The sequence below is a fragment of the Undibacterium sp. RTI2.2 genome (assembly GCF_035018705.1).
Taxonomy (GTDB): Bacteria; Pseudomonadota; Gammaproteobacteria; order Burkholderiales; family Burkholderiaceae_D; genus Undibacterium.
The window spans coordinates 155,577-174,812 of record NZ_JASJXN010000003.1 but is presented as its reverse complement, the minus strand read 5'-3'; the positions used below and the strand labels follow the sequence as shown (position 1 = coordinate 174,812).

At 48.8% G+C, this 19,236-nt stretch carries 17 protein-coding genes; 11 read left to right on the top strand and 6 right to left on the bottom strand.

Going from position 1 to position 19,236, the window contains the following annotated elements; translation table 11 throughout:
• Nucleotides 1-427: 427 nt before the first annotated feature.
• The 9 genes from QN395_RS02820 (at nucleotide 428) to QN395_RS02780 (ending at nucleotide 11,969) form a co-directional block, all read left to right on the top strand.
• Nucleotides 428-2,098, top strand: a complete 1,671-nt coding sequence (locus QN395_RS02820; RefSeq protein WP_322121039.1) for a DUF1302 domain-containing protein — start codon at nucleotides 428-430, stop codon at nucleotides 2,096-2,098.
• Between the two features lie 44 nt (nucleotides 2,099-2,142).
• Entirely contained in the window at nucleotides 2,143-3,522 is a 1,380-nt protein-coding gene (locus tag QN395_RS02815; protein ID WP_322121040.1) for a DUF1329 domain-containing protein, read from the top strand.
• 56 nt (nucleotides 3,523-3,578) lie between these two features.
• A complete protein-coding gene (locus tag QN395_RS02810) occupies nucleotides 3,579-4,598 on the top strand; it encodes a WD40/YVTN/BNR-like repeat-containing protein (protein WP_322121041.1) in 1,020 nt (339 codons plus the stop codon).
• Nucleotides 4,595-7,105 carry an efflux RND transporter permease subunit gene (locus tag QN395_RS02805; protein WP_323491942.1) on the top strand — a complete coding sequence of 837 codons (2,511 nt, stop codon included), beginning with the start codon at nucleotides 4,595-4,597 and terminating at the stop codon, nucleotides 7,103-7,105. Before QN395_RS02810 ends, QN395_RS02805 begins: the two co-directional genes overlap by 4 nt.
• Nucleotides 7,106-7,229: 124 nt before the next feature.
• On the top strand, nucleotides 7,230-8,234 hold the full coding sequence (locus tag QN395_RS02800) for a VOC family protein (RefSeq protein ID WP_322121043.1): 1,005 nt from the start codon (nucleotides 7,230-7,232) through the stop codon (nucleotides 8,232-8,234).
• Between the two features lie 2 nt (nucleotides 8,235-8,236).
• Nucleotides 8,237-8,581 (top strand): Rieske (2Fe-2S) protein, encoded by a 345-nt coding sequence (locus tag QN395_RS02795; protein WP_322121044.1) that lies wholly within the window; start codon nucleotides 8,237-8,239, stop codon nucleotides 8,579-8,581.
• Nucleotides 8,582-8,630: 49 nt separating this feature from the next.
• On the top strand, nucleotides 8,631-9,761 hold the full coding sequence (locus QN395_RS02790; protein WP_322121045.1) for an FAD-dependent oxidoreductase: 1,131 nt from the start codon (nucleotides 8,631-8,633) through the stop codon (nucleotides 9,759-9,761).
• A 153-nt stretch (nucleotides 9,762-9,914) separates the two neighbouring features.
• Nucleotides 9,915-11,096, top strand: coding sequence for an MFS transporter (locus QN395_RS02785; RefSeq protein WP_322121046.1), 1,182 nt, complete (start codon nucleotides 9,915-9,917; stop codon nucleotides 11,094-11,096).
• A 93-nt stretch (nucleotides 11,097-11,189) separates the two neighbouring features.
• Nucleotides 11,190-11,969, top strand: a complete 780-nt coding sequence (locus tag QN395_RS02780; RefSeq protein WP_322121047.1) for an EthD domain-containing protein — start codon at nucleotides 11,190-11,192, stop codon at nucleotides 11,967-11,969.
• Between the two features lie 268 nt (nucleotides 11,970-12,237).
• On the opposite strand, the gene QN395_RS02775 is transcribed toward QN395_RS02780, so the two are convergent.
• From QN395_RS02775 to QN395_RS02750, 6 genes are all read right to left on the bottom strand, one after another.
• Nucleotides 12,238-13,203 carry an NAD-dependent epimerase/dehydratase family protein gene (locus QN395_RS02775; RefSeq protein WP_322121048.1) on the bottom strand — a complete coding sequence of 322 codons (966 nt, stop codon included), beginning with the start codon at nucleotides 13,201-13,203 and terminating at the stop codon, nucleotides 12,238-12,240.
• Between the two features lie 35 nt (nucleotides 13,204-13,238).
• Complete coding sequence (locus QN395_RS02770) at nucleotides 13,239-14,069, bottom strand: SDR family oxidoreductase (RefSeq protein ID WP_322121049.1); 831 nt, start codon at nucleotides 14,067-14,069, stop codon at nucleotides 13,239-13,241.
• A 1-nt stretch (nucleotide 14,070) separates the two neighbouring features.
• On the bottom strand, nucleotides 14,071-14,628 hold the full coding sequence (locus QN395_RS02765; RefSeq protein WP_322121050.1) for a cupin domain-containing protein: 558 nt from the start codon (nucleotides 14,626-14,628) through the stop codon (nucleotides 14,071-14,073).
• Nucleotides 14,625-15,800, bottom strand: coding sequence for an alpha/beta hydrolase family protein (locus tag QN395_RS02760; RefSeq protein WP_323491943.1), 1,176 nt, complete (start codon nucleotides 15,798-15,800; stop codon nucleotides 14,625-14,627). The genes QN395_RS02765 and QN395_RS02760 overlap by 4 nt, the downstream gene beginning before the upstream one ends.
• A 68-nt stretch (nucleotides 15,801-15,868) precedes the next feature.
• Entirely contained in the window at nucleotides 15,869-16,663 is a 795-nt protein-coding gene (locus QN395_RS02755; protein WP_322121051.1) for a cyclase family protein, read from the bottom strand.
• A 78-nt stretch (nucleotides 16,664-16,741) separates the two neighbouring features.
• Complete coding sequence (locus tag QN395_RS02750; RefSeq protein ID WP_323491944.1) at nucleotides 16,742-17,731, bottom strand: fumarylacetoacetate hydrolase family protein; 990 nt, start codon at nucleotides 17,729-17,731, stop codon at nucleotides 16,742-16,744.
• 136 nt (nucleotides 17,732-17,867) lie between these two features.
• Here QN395_RS02750 and QN395_RS02745 point away from each other — a divergent pair, with 136 nt between their 5' ends.
• Nucleotides 17,868-18,788: a LysR family transcriptional regulator gene (locus tag QN395_RS02745; protein WP_323491945.1), complete on the top strand. Its 921-nt coding sequence runs from the start codon at nucleotides 17,868-17,870 to the stop codon at nucleotides 18,786-18,788.
• A gap of 44 nt (nucleotides 18,789-18,832) precedes the next feature.
• Nucleotides 18,833-19,210, top strand: coding sequence for a hypothetical protein (locus QN395_RS02740; RefSeq protein ID WP_322121054.1), 378 nt, complete (start codon nucleotides 18,833-18,835; stop codon nucleotides 19,208-19,210).
• Nucleotides 19,211-19,236: the final 26 nt, after the last annotated feature.

Here is a 19,236-nt window from a genome sequence, read left to right as displayed (position 1 = left end):
TCGTCTTGGTTCTGCCTTAAATGACTTAATCAAATTTCCGACTTGCTTAGTTTCTCACAGCTACTGCTTCATAATTAAGTTCTCTCTCATAGCTAGCCAATTGATTTTGCGGGTGAATACATACAGATATTGCACTACCCGCTTCAGGGTATTTCGATGCCATAAATGCATGTATTGAAAATCCCAATATCTCCAATCGATAGAAACTGTTTTACCGAATCCTCCGGACTTCGTACTCTTCATCCACCACACAGTCATACAAAAACCTTCACAAGTAAGGTCGGACGAGGTGGATAAAAACAAGGGACTTACGCAAAACTGCTCTAGCTGCGTTGCAGCGACTAGCCGTACCAAAGTACTGTCGTCGTCGCTACGCCTTGCTGGGACAATTTTGCGTCAGTCCTAAAATATAAAATCGGAGACAGCAATGCAGAAATCATCAAGCAAGCGCAAGCTTAGGCTCGTACTAAATCAATGCGCTTTGGCGGGTGTAGCACTCTCAGCAGTTGCTAGCCACGCGGGCGAAATCAAAGTCGACAATCCAGACCTGACGTTAAGATTCGACAACACCGTTAAAGCCAGCACTATCTATCGCCTTAACGATGCTGATTCGATATTGACCAATTCATTTAGTCCGTCTGGTGCGCCGCAAGCGCTGAACCTGAATGCCGGTGATCAAAACTTTCGCAAACGGGGTTTTGTATCTGAGCGGGTAGATTTGCTCTCTGAATTCGACCTGGTTTTCCAACGCAAATACGGATTACGCGTAAGTGCTGCCGCATGGTACGACCAGGCATACAATCGCAAGACAGACGCCCTAAATGATCCCACTGTGGGTCAGGTGCCATACAACGAATTCCCAGATTACACACGAAAAATTGCCGGTAGTAAGGCCGAAGTGCTGGATGCTTTTGTATTCGGTAGTACTGACTTAGGCAATGCGGGCAAGCTCACAGCGCGCCTTGGCCAGCACACCATTTTATATGGCGAAAGCCTGTTCTTTGGCGATAACGGCGTGGCCGCTGCTCAAGGTCCGGTAGACATCAATAAATTATTGTCCTCTCCAAATGCGCAATTTAAAGAAATTGCAATGCCCGTTCCTCAGTTGTCTGCTCAATGGCAAATTCAGCCCAATATTAGCTTGGGCGGATATGTTCAATTTCGCTGGAAAGAGAGCAGAGTTCCGCCATCTGGTAGTTATTTCTCTACCGCGAATGTTCCTTGGAATGCGACTGGTCCCGAGTTCGTGAATATTCCTGCGTTTGCTGGCCCTGTCGCCGGTAGCTATGTTGCATCGTCGGGTACGAATGTCCGTCCAGGTAATAACGGGCAGTTTGGTTTACAGCTGAAATGGCGGATTGATGAGACTGATCTGAGTTTTTTCTACGCCAAATATAACGACAAATTTGGCCAGCTGTATTCGCGCCTCAACCCAGGCGCCAAGACGACGGATAGCCAGTGGTTTTATGTGTTTGGAAGCGACATCAAAGTTGCGGGTATGAGTGCTTCGCGCTCCATTGGCGATTTCAATGTATCTGCTGAGGCATCCGTACGCGACAACATGGCACTGAACGTCAATAACGCGGTGTACTTTGGACCGGCTAACGCGCCGCGTCCGATTAACCCTACGGGTCGTACTGCACACTTCAATTTGTCTATGTTGGGTAGTTTTGGCGCTAACTTTTTGGCACAAGAAAGCGGTTTGGTTGCTGAGCTTGCCTGGAATCGCGTATTGAGTAAAACCGATCCTCAAAATGAGATTGATCAGGGTCGTACTCGTGATGCCAGCATTTTGCAGCTGATCTACACACCTACTTATCGTCAGGTGCTGCCGGGCTTGGATTTGAGCGTACCCGTTGGTGCTCGCTATTCTCTTGATGGTCGATCCAGCGTGACTGCCTGGGGTGCTAAAGGCACCGGCAACGCAAACATTGGACTGGAAGGTAATTACCTTAATACGTGGCAATTCGCGATGAATTACACGCGTTATATCGGTGATAGCAAACCTTACAACGATTACGCTCTCGGTCAATTCAGTGATGGTAATCCGCTAGGCGACCGCAACTATATCTCCCTCAGCGTGCGCCGGACTTTCTAAGTCGGTCTACCTTTGCTTTGACTATTAAATAAAGAGACAACATCATGAAGAAATTCAATCGCAACAATCATCATAATCACATCCTCACCGCCATTATTAGCATGATGATGAGTGCAGTAACTCTGCCCGTCATGGCTGGTGTAACTGCAGAAGAAGCGACTAAGTTAAAGACCGAATTAACCCCATTCGGCGCTGAAAAAGCTGGCAATAAAGATGGCAGCATCCCGGCCTGGACTGGTGGTATGACGACTGCTATTGCAGGCGATAAAGCGGGAGGACGTCGCGGCGATCCGTTTAAGGATGAAAAACCAATCTTCTCAATCAGTGCTAAAAACGCGGATCAATATGCCGATAAGCTGACTGATGGCGTTAAAGCGCTATTAAAAAAATATCCGGATTACCGGGTGGATGTTTATCCAACGCATCGCACTGCTGCCGCGCCGCAATGGGTCTATGACAATACATTGAAGAACGCGACACGCGGCAAATTGGTCGGCGATGTTGCGGCTGATGTCGTCGGTGGTATTCCTTTCCCGATTCCTAAAAACGGTGCAGAAGTGATTTGGAATCATATGCTGCGCTGGCGTGGTACTTCGTTTCAGTCGCAGGTAACACAGTACCAAATTACTGCCGATGGCCGTCCTGTGATGACCACGGATGGCATTATTGATTTTCAGATTCCCTACTACTATCCCGAGGCTACTTTAGAATCGTTTGCGATATCGCCCGAGATTCAACTGATCCGATTAGTCAACGTAGGTCCTCCTATCCGCGCTGGTGAAGCTATTACTGGTCGCGATCAGCTCGACCCTGCTAAAACCCAAGCCTGGGTGTATCTGACGGGGCAGCGCCGGGTACGTAAGTTACCTAATCCGTGTTGTGACACGCCATCCCCGGTGACCGCAGGTTTAATGAGTTTTGATGAGGTACAGACTTGGTCAGGTAAGTTGGATCGCTTCGAATTTAAAATCGCCGGTAAGAAAGAAATGTTTGTTCCGTATAACGTGAACAAAATGCTGCAACCGAAGGCCGATGCAGAAGTGCTGAGTAAGACAGGTGTCAATCCAAGCTACATGCGTTGGGAATTGCATCGGGTATGGGTGATTGATTCGGCGCTACGCGCAGGTCAGCGCCATCCGGCTGCCAAGAGCCGCTATTACTGTGACGAAGACACCTGGATTTGCGTGCTGGCAGATCGCTTTGATTCAAACGGTCAATTGTGGAAAACAATTTGGTCGGCTAGTTTTGTTGCGCCAGATTTGCCGGGTAACGTGATTGGTTCTTTCGGCTTCAATGATCTGTTGTCAGGCAACTCCTACGTTGGCGATCTCTATAACAGTAAGTCGGTGCATTACGCGGTCAAGCCACGCTATTCAGACAGCACCTTCACACCGGATGCGATGGCAAGCGAGAGTGTGCGCTGATGAACTGTTGTAATCGTTATCTGCCAGCCGTGGCTAAGTCATTCGCACTAAGTCTCATGATAATTACGATATCTGCGCAAGCGACGCCCATTGGTGACGCGCTCGATCGTCCGGCACTCACGTCCCGCCAGGCAGCAAAGGTCGTACTGCTTAGCGGTGCTCAAGTTGGCGGAAGGTTGGTTGCGGTCGGTGAGCGTGGCGTGATCGTGTTATCTGAGGATGATGGCGCCACTTGGCGTCAGGTGCCAGCTCCAGTCAGTGTGACATTGACCTCTGTGCGATTTAATGGCTCACATGGGATTGCTGTCGGGCACGGCGGTATTATCTTGACCAGTGATGATGCAGGTTCTACTTGGACACGCCAATTTGACGGCCGTCTTGCAGCACAAATGGTACTTGAAACGGCGCAAAAATCTGGTGATCTAATTACAGAGAAAATTGCCTTGCGGCTAGTTGCGGATGGTCCTGATAAGCCATTTTTAGATGTATTAGTCATTGGCGCACGTCGCGCAATCGCAGTGGGCGCGTACGGCTTAATCTTTGCGACTGAGGATGGTGGAAAAACCTGGATTTCACGCATGTCTGCTGCCGATAATCCGCAAGGCTTACACCTTTATGCAGCCCGTGCGCGAGGCCAGCAAATTGTCATCGCTGGTGAGCAAGGTTTGTTATTACGCTCAATCGATGGTGGCCAGCATTTTGAACGTATCACCACGCCATACAAAGGTAGTTTTTTTACGCTAGAACTACCAAACGACAATGAGATTGTTGTCGCTGGTTTGCGAGGCAATATCTGGCGCAGTATTGATGCCGGTAGTCAATGGTCGCAGGTGCCCGTATCAATGCCCGCTTCGATCACAGGATCTGCATTGCGGGCGGATGGTTCCTTAGTCATGGTCAATCAGGCCAGCGTTATTCTACAGGGGCACGATGGTGTTTTAACACCACTAAAAACGCCGCTTTTACCGCCTTTAAATGCAGTACTTGTACGTCGAGATGGCTCATTACTTTCGCTGACAATGCAAGGCGCGATTGGCCTAGACTTAGCGTCAGCCGTGGCCGGAGTTAAGCCATGATGCCTTCCTCTCATTCTCCGATCGGGTCGGGGCAGTTGTCTGACTTTGATCCCCGGTCTGGTTCGCTGGTCGAGCGTCTTTTGTTTAATCACCGTCTTATTGTAGTTGCAGTATGTGCGCTGATCACGATTTTGCTCGGCTGGCAAGCCAGCAAACTGGAGCTAAATGCCAGTTTTGAGAAAACTATTCCTGCTCAACATCCGTATATTCGTCATTTACTGGATCACCAGAATGATCTTACCGGGCTGGGCAATGCTGTCCGTATCGCGGTCGCAAATAACCAGGTAAATGCGCTGGGTAATTTGACCATCTATGACAAAAATTATCTTGAAACTCTACGTCAGTTCAGCGACGAGGTGTTCTTACTTCCAGGCGTCAACAGAACTCAGATGAAGTCGATATGGACGCCAACCACACGTTGGGTTGGTGTCACTGAGGATGGTCTGGAAGGGGGGCCAGTCATCCCTGATGCTTATGATGGTTCTGCCCAGTCGCTGCAATTGCTCGCCACAAATATTGCCCGCTCCGGCGAGATCGGTCAGATCGTAGCGCTGGACGCAAAATCTAGCGTGATCTATGTGCCGCTGCTCAATCAGGATAGCGCAGGGCGACCTCTGGATTACCGTAGTTTTTCTGAAAAGCTCGAAGCCTTACGCACTAAGTATGAGGCGCGTGGTGTCAAGGTCCATATTACTGGTTTTGCCAAGCTAACTGGCGATTTGATTGAGGGCGTCAAAACGGTACTCGCATTCTTTGCGCTGGCGGTATTCATCGCCACCTTAATGGTGTACTGGTACACAAGGTGCATACGTTCCACTTTGCTGGTGGTTGCCGCGTCACTGATTGCTGTGGTCTGGCAGCTTGGAATGTTGCCTATGCTTGGCTATGTCCTCGATCCGTATTCGATTTTGGTGCCATTTTTAGTCTTCGCTATCGGTATGAGTCATGGTGCACAAAAAATGAACGGCATCATGCAAGACGTTGGTCGCGGTATGCATAAATTAGTCGCGGCACGCTTTACTTTCCGCCGCTTGTTTTTGGCTGGATTGACGGCACTAGTCGCCGATGCGGTGGGATTCGCCGTATTGCTGATGATCAATATTCAGGTAATTCGGGAACTAGCCGTTGCCGCCAGCTTAGGTGTGGCCGTATTGATTTTTACCAATTTGATTTTGCTGCCGATTTTGCTCAGTTGTAGCGGCGTTAGTGCCAGCGCTTCCGAGCGCAGCTTACGTGCAGAAGCGGGTGATGCTGCCGGTGAAGTGAAGCATCCTCTATGGGCGCTATTGGATCGCTTTACGCAACGTCGCTGGGCTACCGGTGCCGTGGTAGTCGCGGTGTTAATGGGCATTGGTGGATATGTCGCCAGCACACACTTGAAGATAGGTGATCTTGATTTAGGCGCGCCAGAGTTACGTCCTGATAGCCGCTATAACAAAGACGTTGCATTTATGACGTCTGCTTACGGCGCTTCTAGCGACGTGCTGGCAGTAATGGTGAAGACTCCGGAGGGCGCTTGCTCGCAATACCAGGCACTGAATAAAGTAGATGCGCTGGAGTGGGAGTTACGTCAGCTAGATGGAGTAGAAAGCACCAATACGTTGGCTTTGCTAAATCGTCGAGTGCTGTCCGGTCTGAATGAAGGCAATCCAAAATGGTATGCATTTCTACCCAATCAAGCGATGCTCAATACAGTCACTGCCGGAGCGCCGCGCGGCTTGTATAACGACAGCTGTGGCTTACTCACGATGTATGTTTATCTGCGGGATCACCGTGCTGACACATTGACGGCGATAGTCCAGCATGTGGAAGCATTTGCCAAAGAAAACGATACTAACGACACAAAATTTCTGCTAGCTGCAGGTAGTGCGGGGATAGAAGCTGCGACCAATATTGTTGTACATAATGCGTGGCGTCAAATGCTGCTGTTGGTATATGCCGCAGTGATTGTGTTGTGCTTTATTACCTTCCGGTCATGGCGGGCGGTGGTGGTCGCGGTACTCCCGTTGATGCTGACCTCGATCTTGGCCGAGGCGCTGATGGTGGCTCTGGGAATGGGTGTCAAGGTTGCAACGCTGCCGGTGATTGCATTGGGTGTTGGTATCGGTATCGACTATGCGCTGTACATCCTCAGCATTACGCTGGCTCGGATGCGGGAAGGTCAAAGTCTTTCGGAATCGTACTACCGGGCGCTACTATTTACGGGCAAGGTCGTGATGCTGACGGGGGTTACTCTGGCAATCGGCGTGGTGACCTGGAGTTTTAGTCCCATCAAATTTCAGGCAGATATGGGTTTGCTACTGGCATTTATGTTTTTATGGAACATGCTCGGCGCATTAGTTTTATTACCTGCATTAGCGTACTTTTTATTGCGACCTGTTATGCCATTAGCTGCAGTGGCGCATTCAGCTAATTCAGGAAATTCAGGAAATTCAGTTAACTCATTAAGCACATCAGCAACACCAATAGCAGCCGACAACTTAACCAATTCTGTTACCGCTTTATAGTGCTTGATCACGATCTTCTGCTCGTGATCAAGCAAGCGTATTTCTTTGATGTCTTTGATTTACTTTACTGAAAAAAGTAACTCATCCCAATTTGTACAAGCTTAATTTTAAAGGACTTATCACAATGAATATTATCGGACCAGACGCTCTTGTTTTTGGTGTTGACGACTTGGCTGCATGTACCCAGTATTTGACGGACTATGGTCTGACACCAGTTGGCGATAACCGTTTTGAAGCGCTGGACGGTACTGCAATTATTTTGGCAAACCGGAATGACATATCACTGCCTGCACCGCTACCAACCGCCACTATGCTAAGAAAAACGATTTATGGTGTGACCGATCAGGCTTCACTCAATGCGATCGCCGAGGAGCTTGAACGAGATCGTCAGGTACTCAGGCTCGATGATGGCTCGATTGAAGTAGTCGACGATTCTGGTTTTGCTCTTGGCTTTCAGATTACGGTACGTCGCGCTATCTCGCTGCCGGCAGAGACAGTCAATGCGCCAGGTGCAGTGCCCCAGCGTGCTGTGAATAAAATCGCATTTGATCCAGACGATCAGCCACGTCCAAGGAGCTTATCGCATGTCGTTTATTTTGTGCCAGACGCAGCTAAAGCAGAGGCTTTTTATGCGCGTATCGGCTTTGTTTGTACAGACAGCTTTGTTGGCGTAGGTCCATTCTTGCGACCAGCAGGAACGGTAGACCATCACACTCTATTTTTGATTCAGACGCCTCCGTTTATGACCGGCTGTGAGCACTTTACTTTTCATATGGGAGGCCCGACCGAGGTCATGCTGGCTGGTACTCGTTTTGTAGAAAAGGGTTATCAGTCGTTTTGGGGGCCGGGTCGTCATTTGTTTGGATCGAACTGGTTTTGGTACTTCAATAGTCCGCTCGGATGTCATGTTGAATACGATGCAGATATGGATTTGCATGACGATCAATGGGTGGCGCGCCAGGCACCGATGGGCGCGGATGGATCGCAGCTATTTTTATTCCAGCATCGTGAAAAATGGGCCCCGGGTGGACCGCCTCCAACTAAGTTGCCATCAGATACGCCTGCCTTAGATAAAGCTGCTTTAGATACGACACTTTCCGGCGCGCCAATCGTATCAGAGGCGCACTAGCCATGAGCGACGGCATGTATCTCTGTAATGCAGACGAGGTGATTGAGGGCGCCAGTAAGGGCTTTGTGCAGTTGGGTATTTTTGTACTGCGTTATCAAGGTGAGATACATGCTTATAGGGACGCGTGTCCGCATTACGGCGATACCCCGCTTGCCTGGCGCAAGGACGAATATTTCAATGCTGATCGCACACGGATCACCTGTGCTGCTCACGGTGCTCAGTTTGAGCCTGTGACGGGCAAATGTTTATTGGGGCCGTGTCTGGGACAAACCTTGACAAAAGTGCCGCTGACGATACTTGCGAACGGCGATTTGCGCTGCGCTGATTTGAGTGATAACAGACTCTAACTATCGAAGAATTAGAGATTGAATTAAAGATCAATTAAGGAGTTTTAAAATGACTACAGCTGTACGTACTGCCCTTGTTATTGGTGGTGGATTTTCTGGAATGGCAGCGGCAATCGAGCTAAGCAAGCGCGGGGTGCAGGTTGATCTGGTTGAAATTGATGCGGACTGGCGTTCTTATGGTGCTGGAATCAGCTTGGGCGGCGCCACTCTGCGTGCCTTTGGCACATTGGGAATACTCGATCAGTTTTTACAAGAAGGTTATGGCAGTGACGGCTTAGATATTTATACAGTGACTGATATGCATGTTGGTCATTTACCTACACCACGTCTTGCCGGGCCAGATGTTCCGGGCGGCGCTGGTATTATGCGGCCCGCGCTGGCTAAGTTGATGGCTGCTGCGACTCGACGTGCTGGCGTTAGTGTACGTTTGGGGTGTAGCTTCACATCAATCGAACAAGACCTTGATGGTGTTGATGTACAGACGACTGACGGCAGTTGCAAACGGTATGATGTCGTGATTGGTTCTGATGGCTTGCAATCAAAGGTACGTACTTTGCTGTTTCCGGATGCACCAGAGCCTAGCTACACAGGACAAGGTGTATGGCGCGCTGTATTGCCACGTCCTGTTGATGTAGTTAATACTAAAATGTGGATGGGGCCGAAAATCAAAACCGGTATTAATCCGGTATCCGCCAGTGAAATGTATTTATTTGTCACTGAAGACCGCGAGACCAATACGCATATCCCCGCCGATCAGCAACCGCAAATGTTGCGTGATTTATTAGCGCCATTTTCCGCACCGCTGATGCAACAGATCAGAGAGCAGATCACGGCTCAGTCCCAGGTCATTTATCGTCCCCTAGTCAGTTTGTTATTGCCGCAACCCTGGTTTTCCGGACGCGTGGTGTTGATTGGTGATGCCGTACACGCGACGACACCGCATTTAGCATCGGGGGCATGTATCGGAATCGAAGATGGTATTGTTTTAGCTGAAGAGTTAACACGTGCCAGTATTGTGGCAGAGGGGCTTGATCGCTTCCAGCAACGACGTTTTGAACGTTGCCGCATGGTTGTGGAAAACTCTGGTCGTCTTGGTGAAATCGAGATATCCGGTGGTGATAAACAAGAACACACCAACATCATGCGCGCTTCGCTGATGGCGCTCGCTGAACCGATTTAAATTGTTATCGAAAAGTTGTACTTGGTAGCAAGTCTAATAAAGTGCAAAACACCAAACACTAAGTTAAGTGTTGTAGTCAGAAAAAACATAAAAATAAGATCACGCTAAATAGCGTAATGAATGCATTAATAATGCAACAAACAGGAGACAAGTATGACGAAGGCAGATAGCAGGTCAGGACATATTGTATTAATGGTCGCACATTGCGCGGGGATGCTTGATCTGGTGGCATTGCCATTATGGGTTGGCACGCTGATTTCGTATTATCACTTTGATGCGCAACAGGCAGGTGGGATGGTGACATTATTCCTGTTTGGCGCAGTGACGAGTAGTTTGTTTTTTGCTCCACGACTAAATCGCTTAAACGGACGCGTCGCTGCGGCGCTGGGGTTTGGACTGGCGATGCTGAGTTTTATCGCACTATCTTTCACGCATGATTTTGTCATGATGCTGCTGTTGCACGCGATTGCGGGTATGTCTGCAGGCTGTGCGTTAAGTTTTACCCACGGCAGTATCGGCCGCAGTGCTCAGCCGCATCGTTTGTTTGCTACGGTAGGAATCGCAATTGGGGTGTTCGCATTGGGATTTTTCATTATCACACCGCCGTTGATTACTAACTATGGCGGCCCGGCATTATTTCGTCTTTTTGCTATCGTTATGGCGGTAGCTACGGTGGCGAGTGCCTTAGCTTTTCCGCAATCTGATACTGCTATTGAGCGCATGAGTAATCGTGTGCTTAATGCCAACAATCAGCGATCAAACTTACCAAAAGACCGACTTGATACTCGTATCTGGTTTATGGTGTTTGGCGTCGGCTGCATGGGCTTGGTGCAGTCCATGATTTTCAGTTTTATCCAACGGATCGGCATGGATCGTGGTTTTGGTGTCGCGGCGGTGTCGGGCGTTTTGATCGCACTTGGCATTGTAAATTTATTGCCCGCACCGCTGGCGGTATTGCTGGAACGCCGTTTTTCAGCATATCGCGTACTCTTGATTGGTCCCGTATTACAAGCGGTGATTGCGCTGGCGGTCACGCAGAGCACAAGCTTTATGCCTTACGCAGTGGCGACGTCGGTATTTGCTGGGTTGCTGATTTTTACCCATACGTTTGCCTTCGGTGTTTTGTCCAAGCTTGATCCATCCGGGCGAGCGGCAGCATCAACCCCAGCCATGTTAATGATCGGGGCTGCGATAGGGCCAATTTTAGGTGGGACGCTTGTTAAGAATGCCGGCTATGGAAGTCTGGGCATCGCCACGGTTGTGATCGCGATACTTGCGGTAGCGAGTTTTCGTCGAGTGATGGTGTCAGAAGAAGTCAAAGTAGCGTTGGTCTAAATTTTGGTCTTTGTTGGTCTTTGTTGGTGTGTATAGAGCCAATTTATACGACCATGTCCGGTATATTTTTATAACGATATCAAAGGAAATAGTATGATTAAGATGATGATAGTTGGACGCCGTCGCGGAGGCATAACACTGCGCCAGACACATCATTATATGAAGAATGTCCACGGTGCAGATGTAGTACAGTTTATCGGTAAATCACCTGATTTAGCGCCAAGACGGTATATACAAAATCACGTTTTTGAGAATAGTTTTCGAGTCCCGGTAGCTTTTTCAGGTGCGATGCCGGATACGCTTTCTAATGGCCGTGATTTTGTCACGCAAGTCTGGTTTGATCATCCAGAACAGGCTGCTGCAGCACTTGCCGCACCATTTTATCTAGAGCATTTACAGCCAGACGAAGATCGCTTTGTTGATCAGGCAAGCGTAGTAAAAATGCCGGTGATTGAAAAAATCAAGCTTGCTGCTGACGCTAATACTGCTAACACCGCTGATGACAGTAATAAGGACAATACTAAAATTGCCAGTAAATTATTTGTCTTCTATCGGGCTGCTGACGGTGTTTCAGTTGATGAATTACTGTCCGCAACGGACGACGTCTGGCAAACGATGTTGGCTGATGCGAGTAGCGGTATCGACCGTGTTACCCGTAATCAGACATTGCAACGTCCCGGGCACGCTATCAGTGTTGATCTGATCGACGAGGTATGGTTAAAAGATGACGAGGCAGCGCTGGCATTGGGTGAGCATTGGCTTGCATTATCAGACGCTAGTTTGCCCAGTCCGCTGAGCCAGTTGTTGGTATCAGGTTCGACTTTTGTACTCATGGCGCATGAGCATGTGATGTTTGCTGGTGCGGCACTATAAATTGCCTGTGCTTGAAAAGCGGGTTTTTAACGCACCAATTTGTTTTCGTAATGAAGGGGCTGTGTCTCGAATACTGATGGTTTAGAGCGCTCAAACGAAAAAATTTATAGCAGTAATAAAATATACTCCCATTCAGTACATTTTAATTGTCCATATATTTTTTGATCTGTATCGGAGTTCGGATAAAAAATATGGGGAGTATATTGCTTTTATGAGTTATTTTTCCTATTCCCGCATAGCCGATACGACTCGCTGATTGAGGTGGGTATCACTTAGTAGCAATCCCTACCGCATTTTCAACCAATTGTTTGATGGAGCCATCATGACTAAATCCCATTGCTTCGGCTGTGCTGGTATTGATCGGTGGATAAACTCCAAATATGGCTTCTAGTTTGGGGTTGGGTTGATAGTTAATTAAGCTCAGGCGATCTGCGCCAAACATACTCGCAAGCTGGTTGACTAACTCGCTGATGGTTAAGTGTAATACTGGTGGAGTAACTACCCGCCAGTTTGCCAGTTGTTGCTGGTCTAAGCTCGCTGCATGCAACAAATTATTGACACAGCAATCACGTGACATCCACCACATGACTGCTTGAGCCGAGACCGGGCAAGTAAACGGCTGGCCATCTCGCAAGCGCCAAAAAATATCACTCATAAATGCTGACATCAAACCATTACTCACTGTTGGCCGCGCCACAATACCTGGTAGTCTCAATGCACATCCGTTTATCCAGCCACGTCGGCTGTAATCTTCCAGCAGCAACTCTATCGCCAGTTTATGTGTTCCATAACTGAGAACCGGACGCGGCAAACTTGTATCGTCAATCAAGGCTGGTAATGCGGTTCCGTAGACCGCAACACTACTCGCAAACACTAATTTTGCTAACCGACCTTGCTGTGACTGAATACGTAAAAGCTCTAACAACTGTAAGCTCGCTTGCAGATTGACGTTAAGACCTAACTCATAGTTGGCCTCGGCTGCACCACCCGGTATACTGGCCAGATGGAATACATAGTCCACCGGATGTTGCAGCGCTTGTATTAAGACGCCGGGATCGCCAATACTCCCGCATAATTGATGAACTCGAGCGTCAGTTGCTACCTGATCGAATGCCATGTCAACTAAGGTGAGCTGATTAAAGTGATGCAGCTCAGTACTGCCCTTATTTTCTAGCAAGCGCTTTACCAATTCGCTACCGACAAAGCCGTTGGCTCCAGTGATCAAAATATGCATTCAATACCCTTTACTGTGAGTTTGAGAGTGGGGATTTAATTACCATCGCCGATGGTGGTGCCGCCATCAACGATCAGGTTTTGCCCAGTCATAAATGCCGCTGCTGGTGAGGCCAAAAATACTGCAACGCCTGCGACATCATCAACCTGCCCAAAGCGTCTTAACGGTGTCAGGGCAATCCGTTTTGCAGCCAACTCTTGTTGAGCTGAGATTGGTTTAGCAAACGCAGTGTCTATGACGCCGGGCGAAATACTATTGATGCTGACATTCGACGGCCCCCATTCCACTGCCAAGTTACGCACCAGTTGAGCGCTGGCCGCTTTTGATAAACCATACAAACCGATATTTTTATTACCCCTGACACCTGCAATGCTCGACATGATGATGACACTGCCGTTGTTACGCGCCGCCATCTGTGGAATGAGTAAATTACACAGCTGTAGATTGCTATGTAAATTTATCTCCATCGTCAGTTCATAGTCCCGATCAGAAGCACTGGCAATCGGTCCGGCATGGGGCGCGACTCCAGCGTTACAAACTAAGATATCAATTTCCCCGAAGGCTGCTAGCGCTTCGCTGGACAAAGTTTGTATCTCTGACCGTGATCCCATATCGCACGGAAATATCGCCACAGCATAGCCAGCGGCGGTCATTTCTGCCGCCAGCGCTGAACCACCAGCACTGTCAATATCGCTAAGTAAGACGTATGCACCGGCATGCGCCATTTGCCAGGCAATTGCACGCCCTATACCGTTGGCCGCACCTGTGATGAGTGCCACTTTATCGGCAAGAGAAAATAATGCCTGGTGCTGTTCTCTTTGTTGTGTTCGGTGTTGTACTTGGTGCTGAATTAAGTGCTGGCTCATTTCAGTTCAGTCCATCGGCAAATTTTCCATCCAGCAGAATGAATAACATGCGTGTCGATTTGCCCGACCGATTTGCCCATGCGTGATTGGTGCCGCGTTGTATCACTACATCGCCTCGATGCAGCAATACCTCGCTGTCGTCCAGCACCAGATAAATTTCGCCCTCCAATACCATACCGTAATCAACGGTTTCAGTCCTGTGCATTAAAGGATGCGGTGCCGCGGCATTACCTGTTGAAGCCTTCGCGCCACCTAGCTGTGCAAAATGTGCTGCTGCTTTAGCTGGGTCAAGCGCTCCGTCGTCTTCAGACTCTGGCGGTATGTCAGTCACGCGAATTACACTGCCCATTGGTGTTGGTGCTAATTGCAATGGACGTAAGGTCGGATCCGCCGCATTGTCGACTCTGACTGGCATGCAGTCCGTACGCCAAATTTCAGTAAATGCCAGACCGGGCTGTGCCGCTACCTCAAAGACCTGTGGCGCGGACGTGTCACTGATAATGATGGCGCGGCCATCGGCGCTATGGCCCGTAACTACTCGCCGTACCGGCGCGGTCATGCTAACCGTCCGTTCAGAGTTTCTGCTACCCAATCAGCAATAAAATTACCTGCATTGGCGCTGTTGTCGAAACTACTGTGTTGTATGCCGCCTTCGCGCGGGGTAAAAATTTTCAGCTCGCGTTTTGGGCTATTGACCAGCTGTTCATAAGTCTGGTGCGCATATTTCAGTGCAATCTGTTTATCGGCTTCGCCATGAGTAACTAAAAATGGCACCTTGATTCTGTCCAAAATTCCATTAAGATGCACTTGCTCTGCGATGGTCATAAAATCGTCTACATCTTTTGCGCCCCATACCCAGCACACATGCTCCCAATAGTGGGGCACTGGATTTTGTCCTTCTCGTGCGAGGCGTTGCTTTTGGACTTCGCGCCAATCGTGATTAGCACCCCATACCACACCACATGCAAAACGCGGCTCAAAAGCGACCGCGCGAGGGCAGTAGTAACCGCCCAAAGAGACGCCTTCCATACCGATGCGAGCATGATCGACATCGGCACGGGTTTCCAAATAATCGACTACCTTACTAGCCCACACTTCAGTGTTATATATCGCTGTCAATCCCTGCAAACGCAGGGCTTCACCAGTGCCTGGCTGATCCACAATCAGTGACGATACACCACGCCGCGCCAGCATTTGTGGCAGACCTATCCGGTATTTCAGTTCTTTGGTACTGTCTAGGCCATTTACCTGCACCAATAATGGCGTTGGCTTCGCAACGTCATCCGCGCCTTTAGTGGTGTCTGCACGGACGTACAGCGCTGATAAATGGCTGTCACCATAAGGGATTTCTACCCGCTCGCAATTTTCATGTGAGAGCGCCACGCCGCGCAAAAATGTCGCTTGAGATTTGGCATATAAAGCAACCCGGTCCGGTGCCCCATGACTCTGCATACGCTCTGCTACCAAGAAATAAATTGCTGCGCGATTGAGTTTGTCGCCTGCGGATAATCTGCGTCCGAGCGCAACATCCTCGTTTGCCATATCCACTAGCTTGTCACCCATCGAAACCCAGGATTGCATGAATTTGACCGTACCCTCATCGTCACCTTGGCGTGCTACTTCTAGCAGAGGTGCGCACATCTCCTCGATCTCACCGATGCGCGCACCCATTTCGATGGCAAGGTCAACCGACAGATTCCAGACGTAATTAGTAGGGAAGTAACGAAACATAATGAATTAGTCCTTTGGTGGTGCAGCGTTTAAATTTGGCTGCCAGTTCATAAAAAATCGAAAAATTATTAGTCAGCATCATCAAAAATGGCTACCGCACGGGTCCATCCAGCAGAAGCGGCGCGAATTTTATGAGGGAAGCAGCTGATCGTAAAACCATTGCCAGGCAAGACTTCTAAGTTATGCATTTTCTCGAGATGGCAGTAACCAATATCGCGCCCCGCTTTATGACCTTCCCAGATCAGACTGACATCACCAGTTTCTGCAATTTTTTTCGCGGTAAATGAAAATGGCGCATCCCAGCTCCACGCATCGGTACCCGTGAGCCTGACACCGCGTTCTAGTAAATACATGGTCGCTTCATAACCCATCCCGCAACCCGCATTGACATAATCCGAGTGACCATAGCGCTCACCAGCACGGGTGTTAATGACGACGATGTCGAATTCTTGCAAGGTATGACCGATGCGTACCAACTCGGCTTCAACTTCCATTGCGGTGACAACGTGACCGTCAGGCAAATGACGAAAATCGAGTTTGACCCCGGGTCGAAAACACCAGTCCAGCGGTACTTCATCAATCGTGATGGAGCGTTCTGCTTCTCCCAGTTTGCGATTCATTGTTGAATGAAAATGGTAGGGTGCATCCAGATGGGTGCCGCTATGCGTAGTTAATCTCACCCATTCAGCTGCAGCCGCTTCTCCATCGGGAAAATCCTCCACTTTTGTACCCGGCAGCATATGCATAAATTCGGGCAAGGTATCGCCATGGGTTTGATACTCAATCTTTGGTGCCAGCATCGGGGGATCGGAAAGAACATCATTTTCAAGATAGATCGATAAATCGACAAAACGGCGTGACATGTAGTCTCCTGGTCTGGTTTGCTGTGCTTATGTTGGTTATGGTGAGAGTCTTGATTTGAAACTTAAAATTTCCGCGCCTCAGGACAGGACAGGGCATTTGACGACCCGTTGGTCAATTGCGCCAAATATCAATTGATCGGCAGCATCGCGTGCCTCCATCTGAACACGATCACCAAAGCGCATAAATTGGGTTGAAATCGCACCGTGCTCAATCATCTCCAGGCCGCGTCGCTCTGCTATGCACGCGGAACCTGCGCTTCTCTCACTATTAGAGACCGTGCCAGAGCCGATAATCGTCCCCGCTGACAGCTTGCGGGTGGCGGCTGCATGGGCAATCAGATGTTGAAAGCCAAAGCTCATTTCTGCACCATTCGGGTTACCAAACCAGACTTCATTCCAGCGCACTTGCAAGGGCAAAGCAACTCGGCCATCGCGCCATGCGCTACCTAATTCATCTGGAGTAATTGCTAAGGGTGCAAAACTGGAAGATGGCTTTGCCTGTAAAAATCCAAAGCCCGTTTTCATTTCTCGTGGCCCAAAGTGACGCAGACTGACATCATTAATTAGTACGATTAGTAGAACGTACGATAGGGCCTGATCGACAGGGCAACCGAGTGGGACTTCATCCAAAATAACTCCAAACTCCCCTTCAAAATCGATGCCTTGTGCTTCGTCTGGTAAGGCAATATCCTGATGTGGTCCAAGAAAATCGTCGGAGGCACCCTGATACATCAAGGGAATCGTATCGAGATCGGCAATCGGTGGCGTGTGGAATGCAGTTTCCATTAGTCGCGCATGGTTGATAAAAGCAGAGCCGTCACACCATTGCGGTGCGCGAGGTAGCGGAGCCGTCGCTAATTGCGGCTGAAATGCAAAGGCCTCAGCGACTTCACCACGGTTGAGTGACTGGTACAAGCGATCCAATGCGGGTGATAAACTCTGCCATTTTTCTAAAAGACAAATAAGACTGGGTGAAATATTTTGTGCTGATGCTGCTCGAGTACCATCTTTTGAGACGACAACAAGTTGCCCGTCTCGACTGCTGCTTGCTAAGCTTGCGAGTTTCATGTCTCCGTCCTTATTATTTTTTTGGCTGACAAAAAAGCCAATACCGCATGCTAAGGACGCAGGCAATATGTGTAAAATCGATTTTCTTGATTGCATAAATCGGTTGTGGCAATACCTAAAAATAACGGAGACAGGCATGCGGTTTAATAAACTTGATTTAAATCTGTTGGTAGCGCTGGATGCGCTACTGGCTGAGCGCAGTATTACGCGCGCTGCGCAAAGGCTCAATTTGAGCCAGTCGGCGACGAGTGGCGTGTTAGCGCGGTTGCGTGATTATTTTGAGGATGAAATATTGACTCAGATTGGTCGAAATATGGTCATGACGCCGTTGGCAGCTAGCCTGGAAGCGCCAGTTCGGGAGGTGTTGTTGCAGATTCAATCGACCATCGAAACCAAGCCAGGATTTGTTTTAGAAGAATCGACCCGGCATTTTCGAGTGATTGCCTCAGATTATCCCACTTCAGTTCTGATGGCTGAGGTGGCACGTAAGATGAGTGAACTGGCACCGAATGTTACTCTCGAAATTATGGCGCCTGGCGACGATCACGAGATACAGCTTGATCGTGGCGAAATTGATTTACTCATCATGCCAGCCAAGTATTTAGTCGAGGGTCATGCTAGCGAAGTGCTATTCCAGGACAGCTACAGTTGTGTTGTGTGGAAGGATAATACGATTGTTGGTGACAGTTTGACGCTGGATCAATATATGAGTCTGGCGCACGTCTCGACCAAATTTGGTAAAGCGCAGCCTAGTTTTGAAAAATGGTTTTTACAAAGCACAGGCTTTGCAAGGCGGGTTGAAGTCAGCACCAGTAATTTTAGTTCCTTGCCCTTATTGTTAGTTGGTACCAATCGTATCGCCACCATGCATACCCGATTGGCAGATATGTTCGCCGACTATTTCCCGATTCGCTTATTACCACCTCCGATGGATATTCCGCTCTTGGTAGAGATGATGCAATGGCATAAATTTGTCGATAAAGATATTGCACATATCTGGTTTCGCACGCTACTCAAGGAAGTTGCCAATGCACGCCGTTCTCCGCTAGCAGCTTAATTTTATCGCGCAAGTTAACATCAATAAGCGATTACTAAGCAACCATGACTAGCAAAAAAATAGCCTTAACGACAGTATTCCTATGGTTCTTTATGGGAGGCATCGGACACTTCATCGCCCCGGACTTTTTTCTGAAAATTGTCCCGCCGTCTTTGCCGCTGCGTATTCAAGCGGTGTACATCAGCGGGTTTTTTGAGGTACTTGGTGCGCTGGGTTTGCTGCATGTTCAGTATCGTAAATGGGCAGGTATTGGCTTGTTTTTGCTGACCATTACTGTTACACCTGCAAACGTCTATATGTGGCTTAATCCTCAGCTATTCCCGAAAATACCGGAGTTGCTATTAGGCTTAAGGCTGATATTGCAGGTTCTGTTGTTAGCTGCGATTTGGTGGGCTGCTGCACCAGAGTCTCAAACTAAATAGTTTTGTGAGCTTATCAATACAGTCAA

What these genes read in the sequence shown, in the direction of transcription:
- QN395_RS02760 (WP_323491943.1), bottom strand. Translation starts at nt 15,800, where the DNA reads ATGTTTCGTTACTTCCCTACTAATTACGTCTGGAATCTGTCGGTTGAC.
- QN395_RS02815 (WP_322121040.1), top strand. Translation starts at nt 2,143, where the DNA reads ATGAAGAAATTCAATCGCAACAATCATCATAATCACATCCTCACCGCC.
- QN395_RS02810 (WP_322121041.1), top strand. Translation starts at nt 3,579, where the DNA reads ATGATAATTACGATATCTGCGCAAGCGACGCCCATTGGTGACGCGCTC.
- QN395_RS02785 (WP_322121046.1), top strand. Translation starts at nt 9,915, where the DNA reads ATGACGAAGGCAGATAGCAGGTCAGGACATATTGTATTAATGGTCGCA.
- QN395_RS02765 (WP_322121050.1), bottom strand. Translation starts at nt 14,628, where the DNA reads ATGACCGCGCCGGTACGGCGAGTAGTTACGGGCCATAGCGCCGATGGC.
- QN395_RS02790 (WP_322121045.1), top strand. Translation starts at nt 8,631, where the DNA reads ATGACTACAGCTGTACGTACTGCCCTTGTTATTGGTGGTGGATTTTCT.
- QN395_RS02745 (WP_323491945.1), top strand. Translation starts at nt 17,868, where the DNA reads ATGCGGTTTAATAAACTTGATTTAAATCTGTTGGTAGCGCTGGATGCG.
- QN395_RS02755 (WP_322121051.1), bottom strand. Translation starts at nt 16,663, where the DNA reads ATGTCACGCCGTTTTGTCGATTTATCGATCTATCTTGAAAATGATGTT.
- QN395_RS02795 (WP_322121044.1), top strand. Translation starts at nt 8,237, where the DNA reads ATGAGCGACGGCATGTATCTCTGTAATGCAGACGAGGTGATTGAGGGC.
- QN395_RS02740 (WP_322121054.1), top strand. Translation starts at nt 18,833, where the DNA reads ATGACTAGCAAAAAAATAGCCTTAACGACAGTATTCCTATGGTTCTTT.
- QN395_RS02805 (WP_323491942.1), top strand. Translation starts at nt 4,595, where the DNA reads ATGATGCCTTCCTCTCATTCTCCGATCGGGTCGGGGCAGTTGTCTGAC.
- QN395_RS02775 (WP_322121048.1), bottom strand. Translation starts at nt 13,203, where the DNA reads ATGCATATTTTGATCACTGGAGCCAACGGCTTTGTCGGTAGCGAATTG.
- QN395_RS02800 (WP_322121043.1), top strand. Translation starts at nt 7,230, where the DNA reads ATGAATATTATCGGACCAGACGCTCTTGTTTTTGGTGTTGACGACTTG.
- QN395_RS02770 (WP_322121049.1), bottom strand. Translation starts at nt 14,069, where the DNA reads ATGAGCCAGCACTTAATTCAGCACCAAGTACAACACCGAACACAACAA.
- QN395_RS02750 (WP_323491944.1), bottom strand. Translation starts at nt 17,731, where the DNA reads ATGAAACTCGCAAGCTTAGCAAGCAGCAGTCGAGACGGGCAACTTGTT.
- QN395_RS02780 (WP_322121047.1), top strand. Translation starts at nt 11,190, where the DNA reads ATGATTAAGATGATGATAGTTGGACGCCGTCGCGGAGGCATAACACTG.
- QN395_RS02820 (WP_322121039.1), top strand. Translation starts at nt 428, where the DNA reads ATGCAGAAATCATCAAGCAAGCGCAAGCTTAGGCTCGTACTAAATCAA.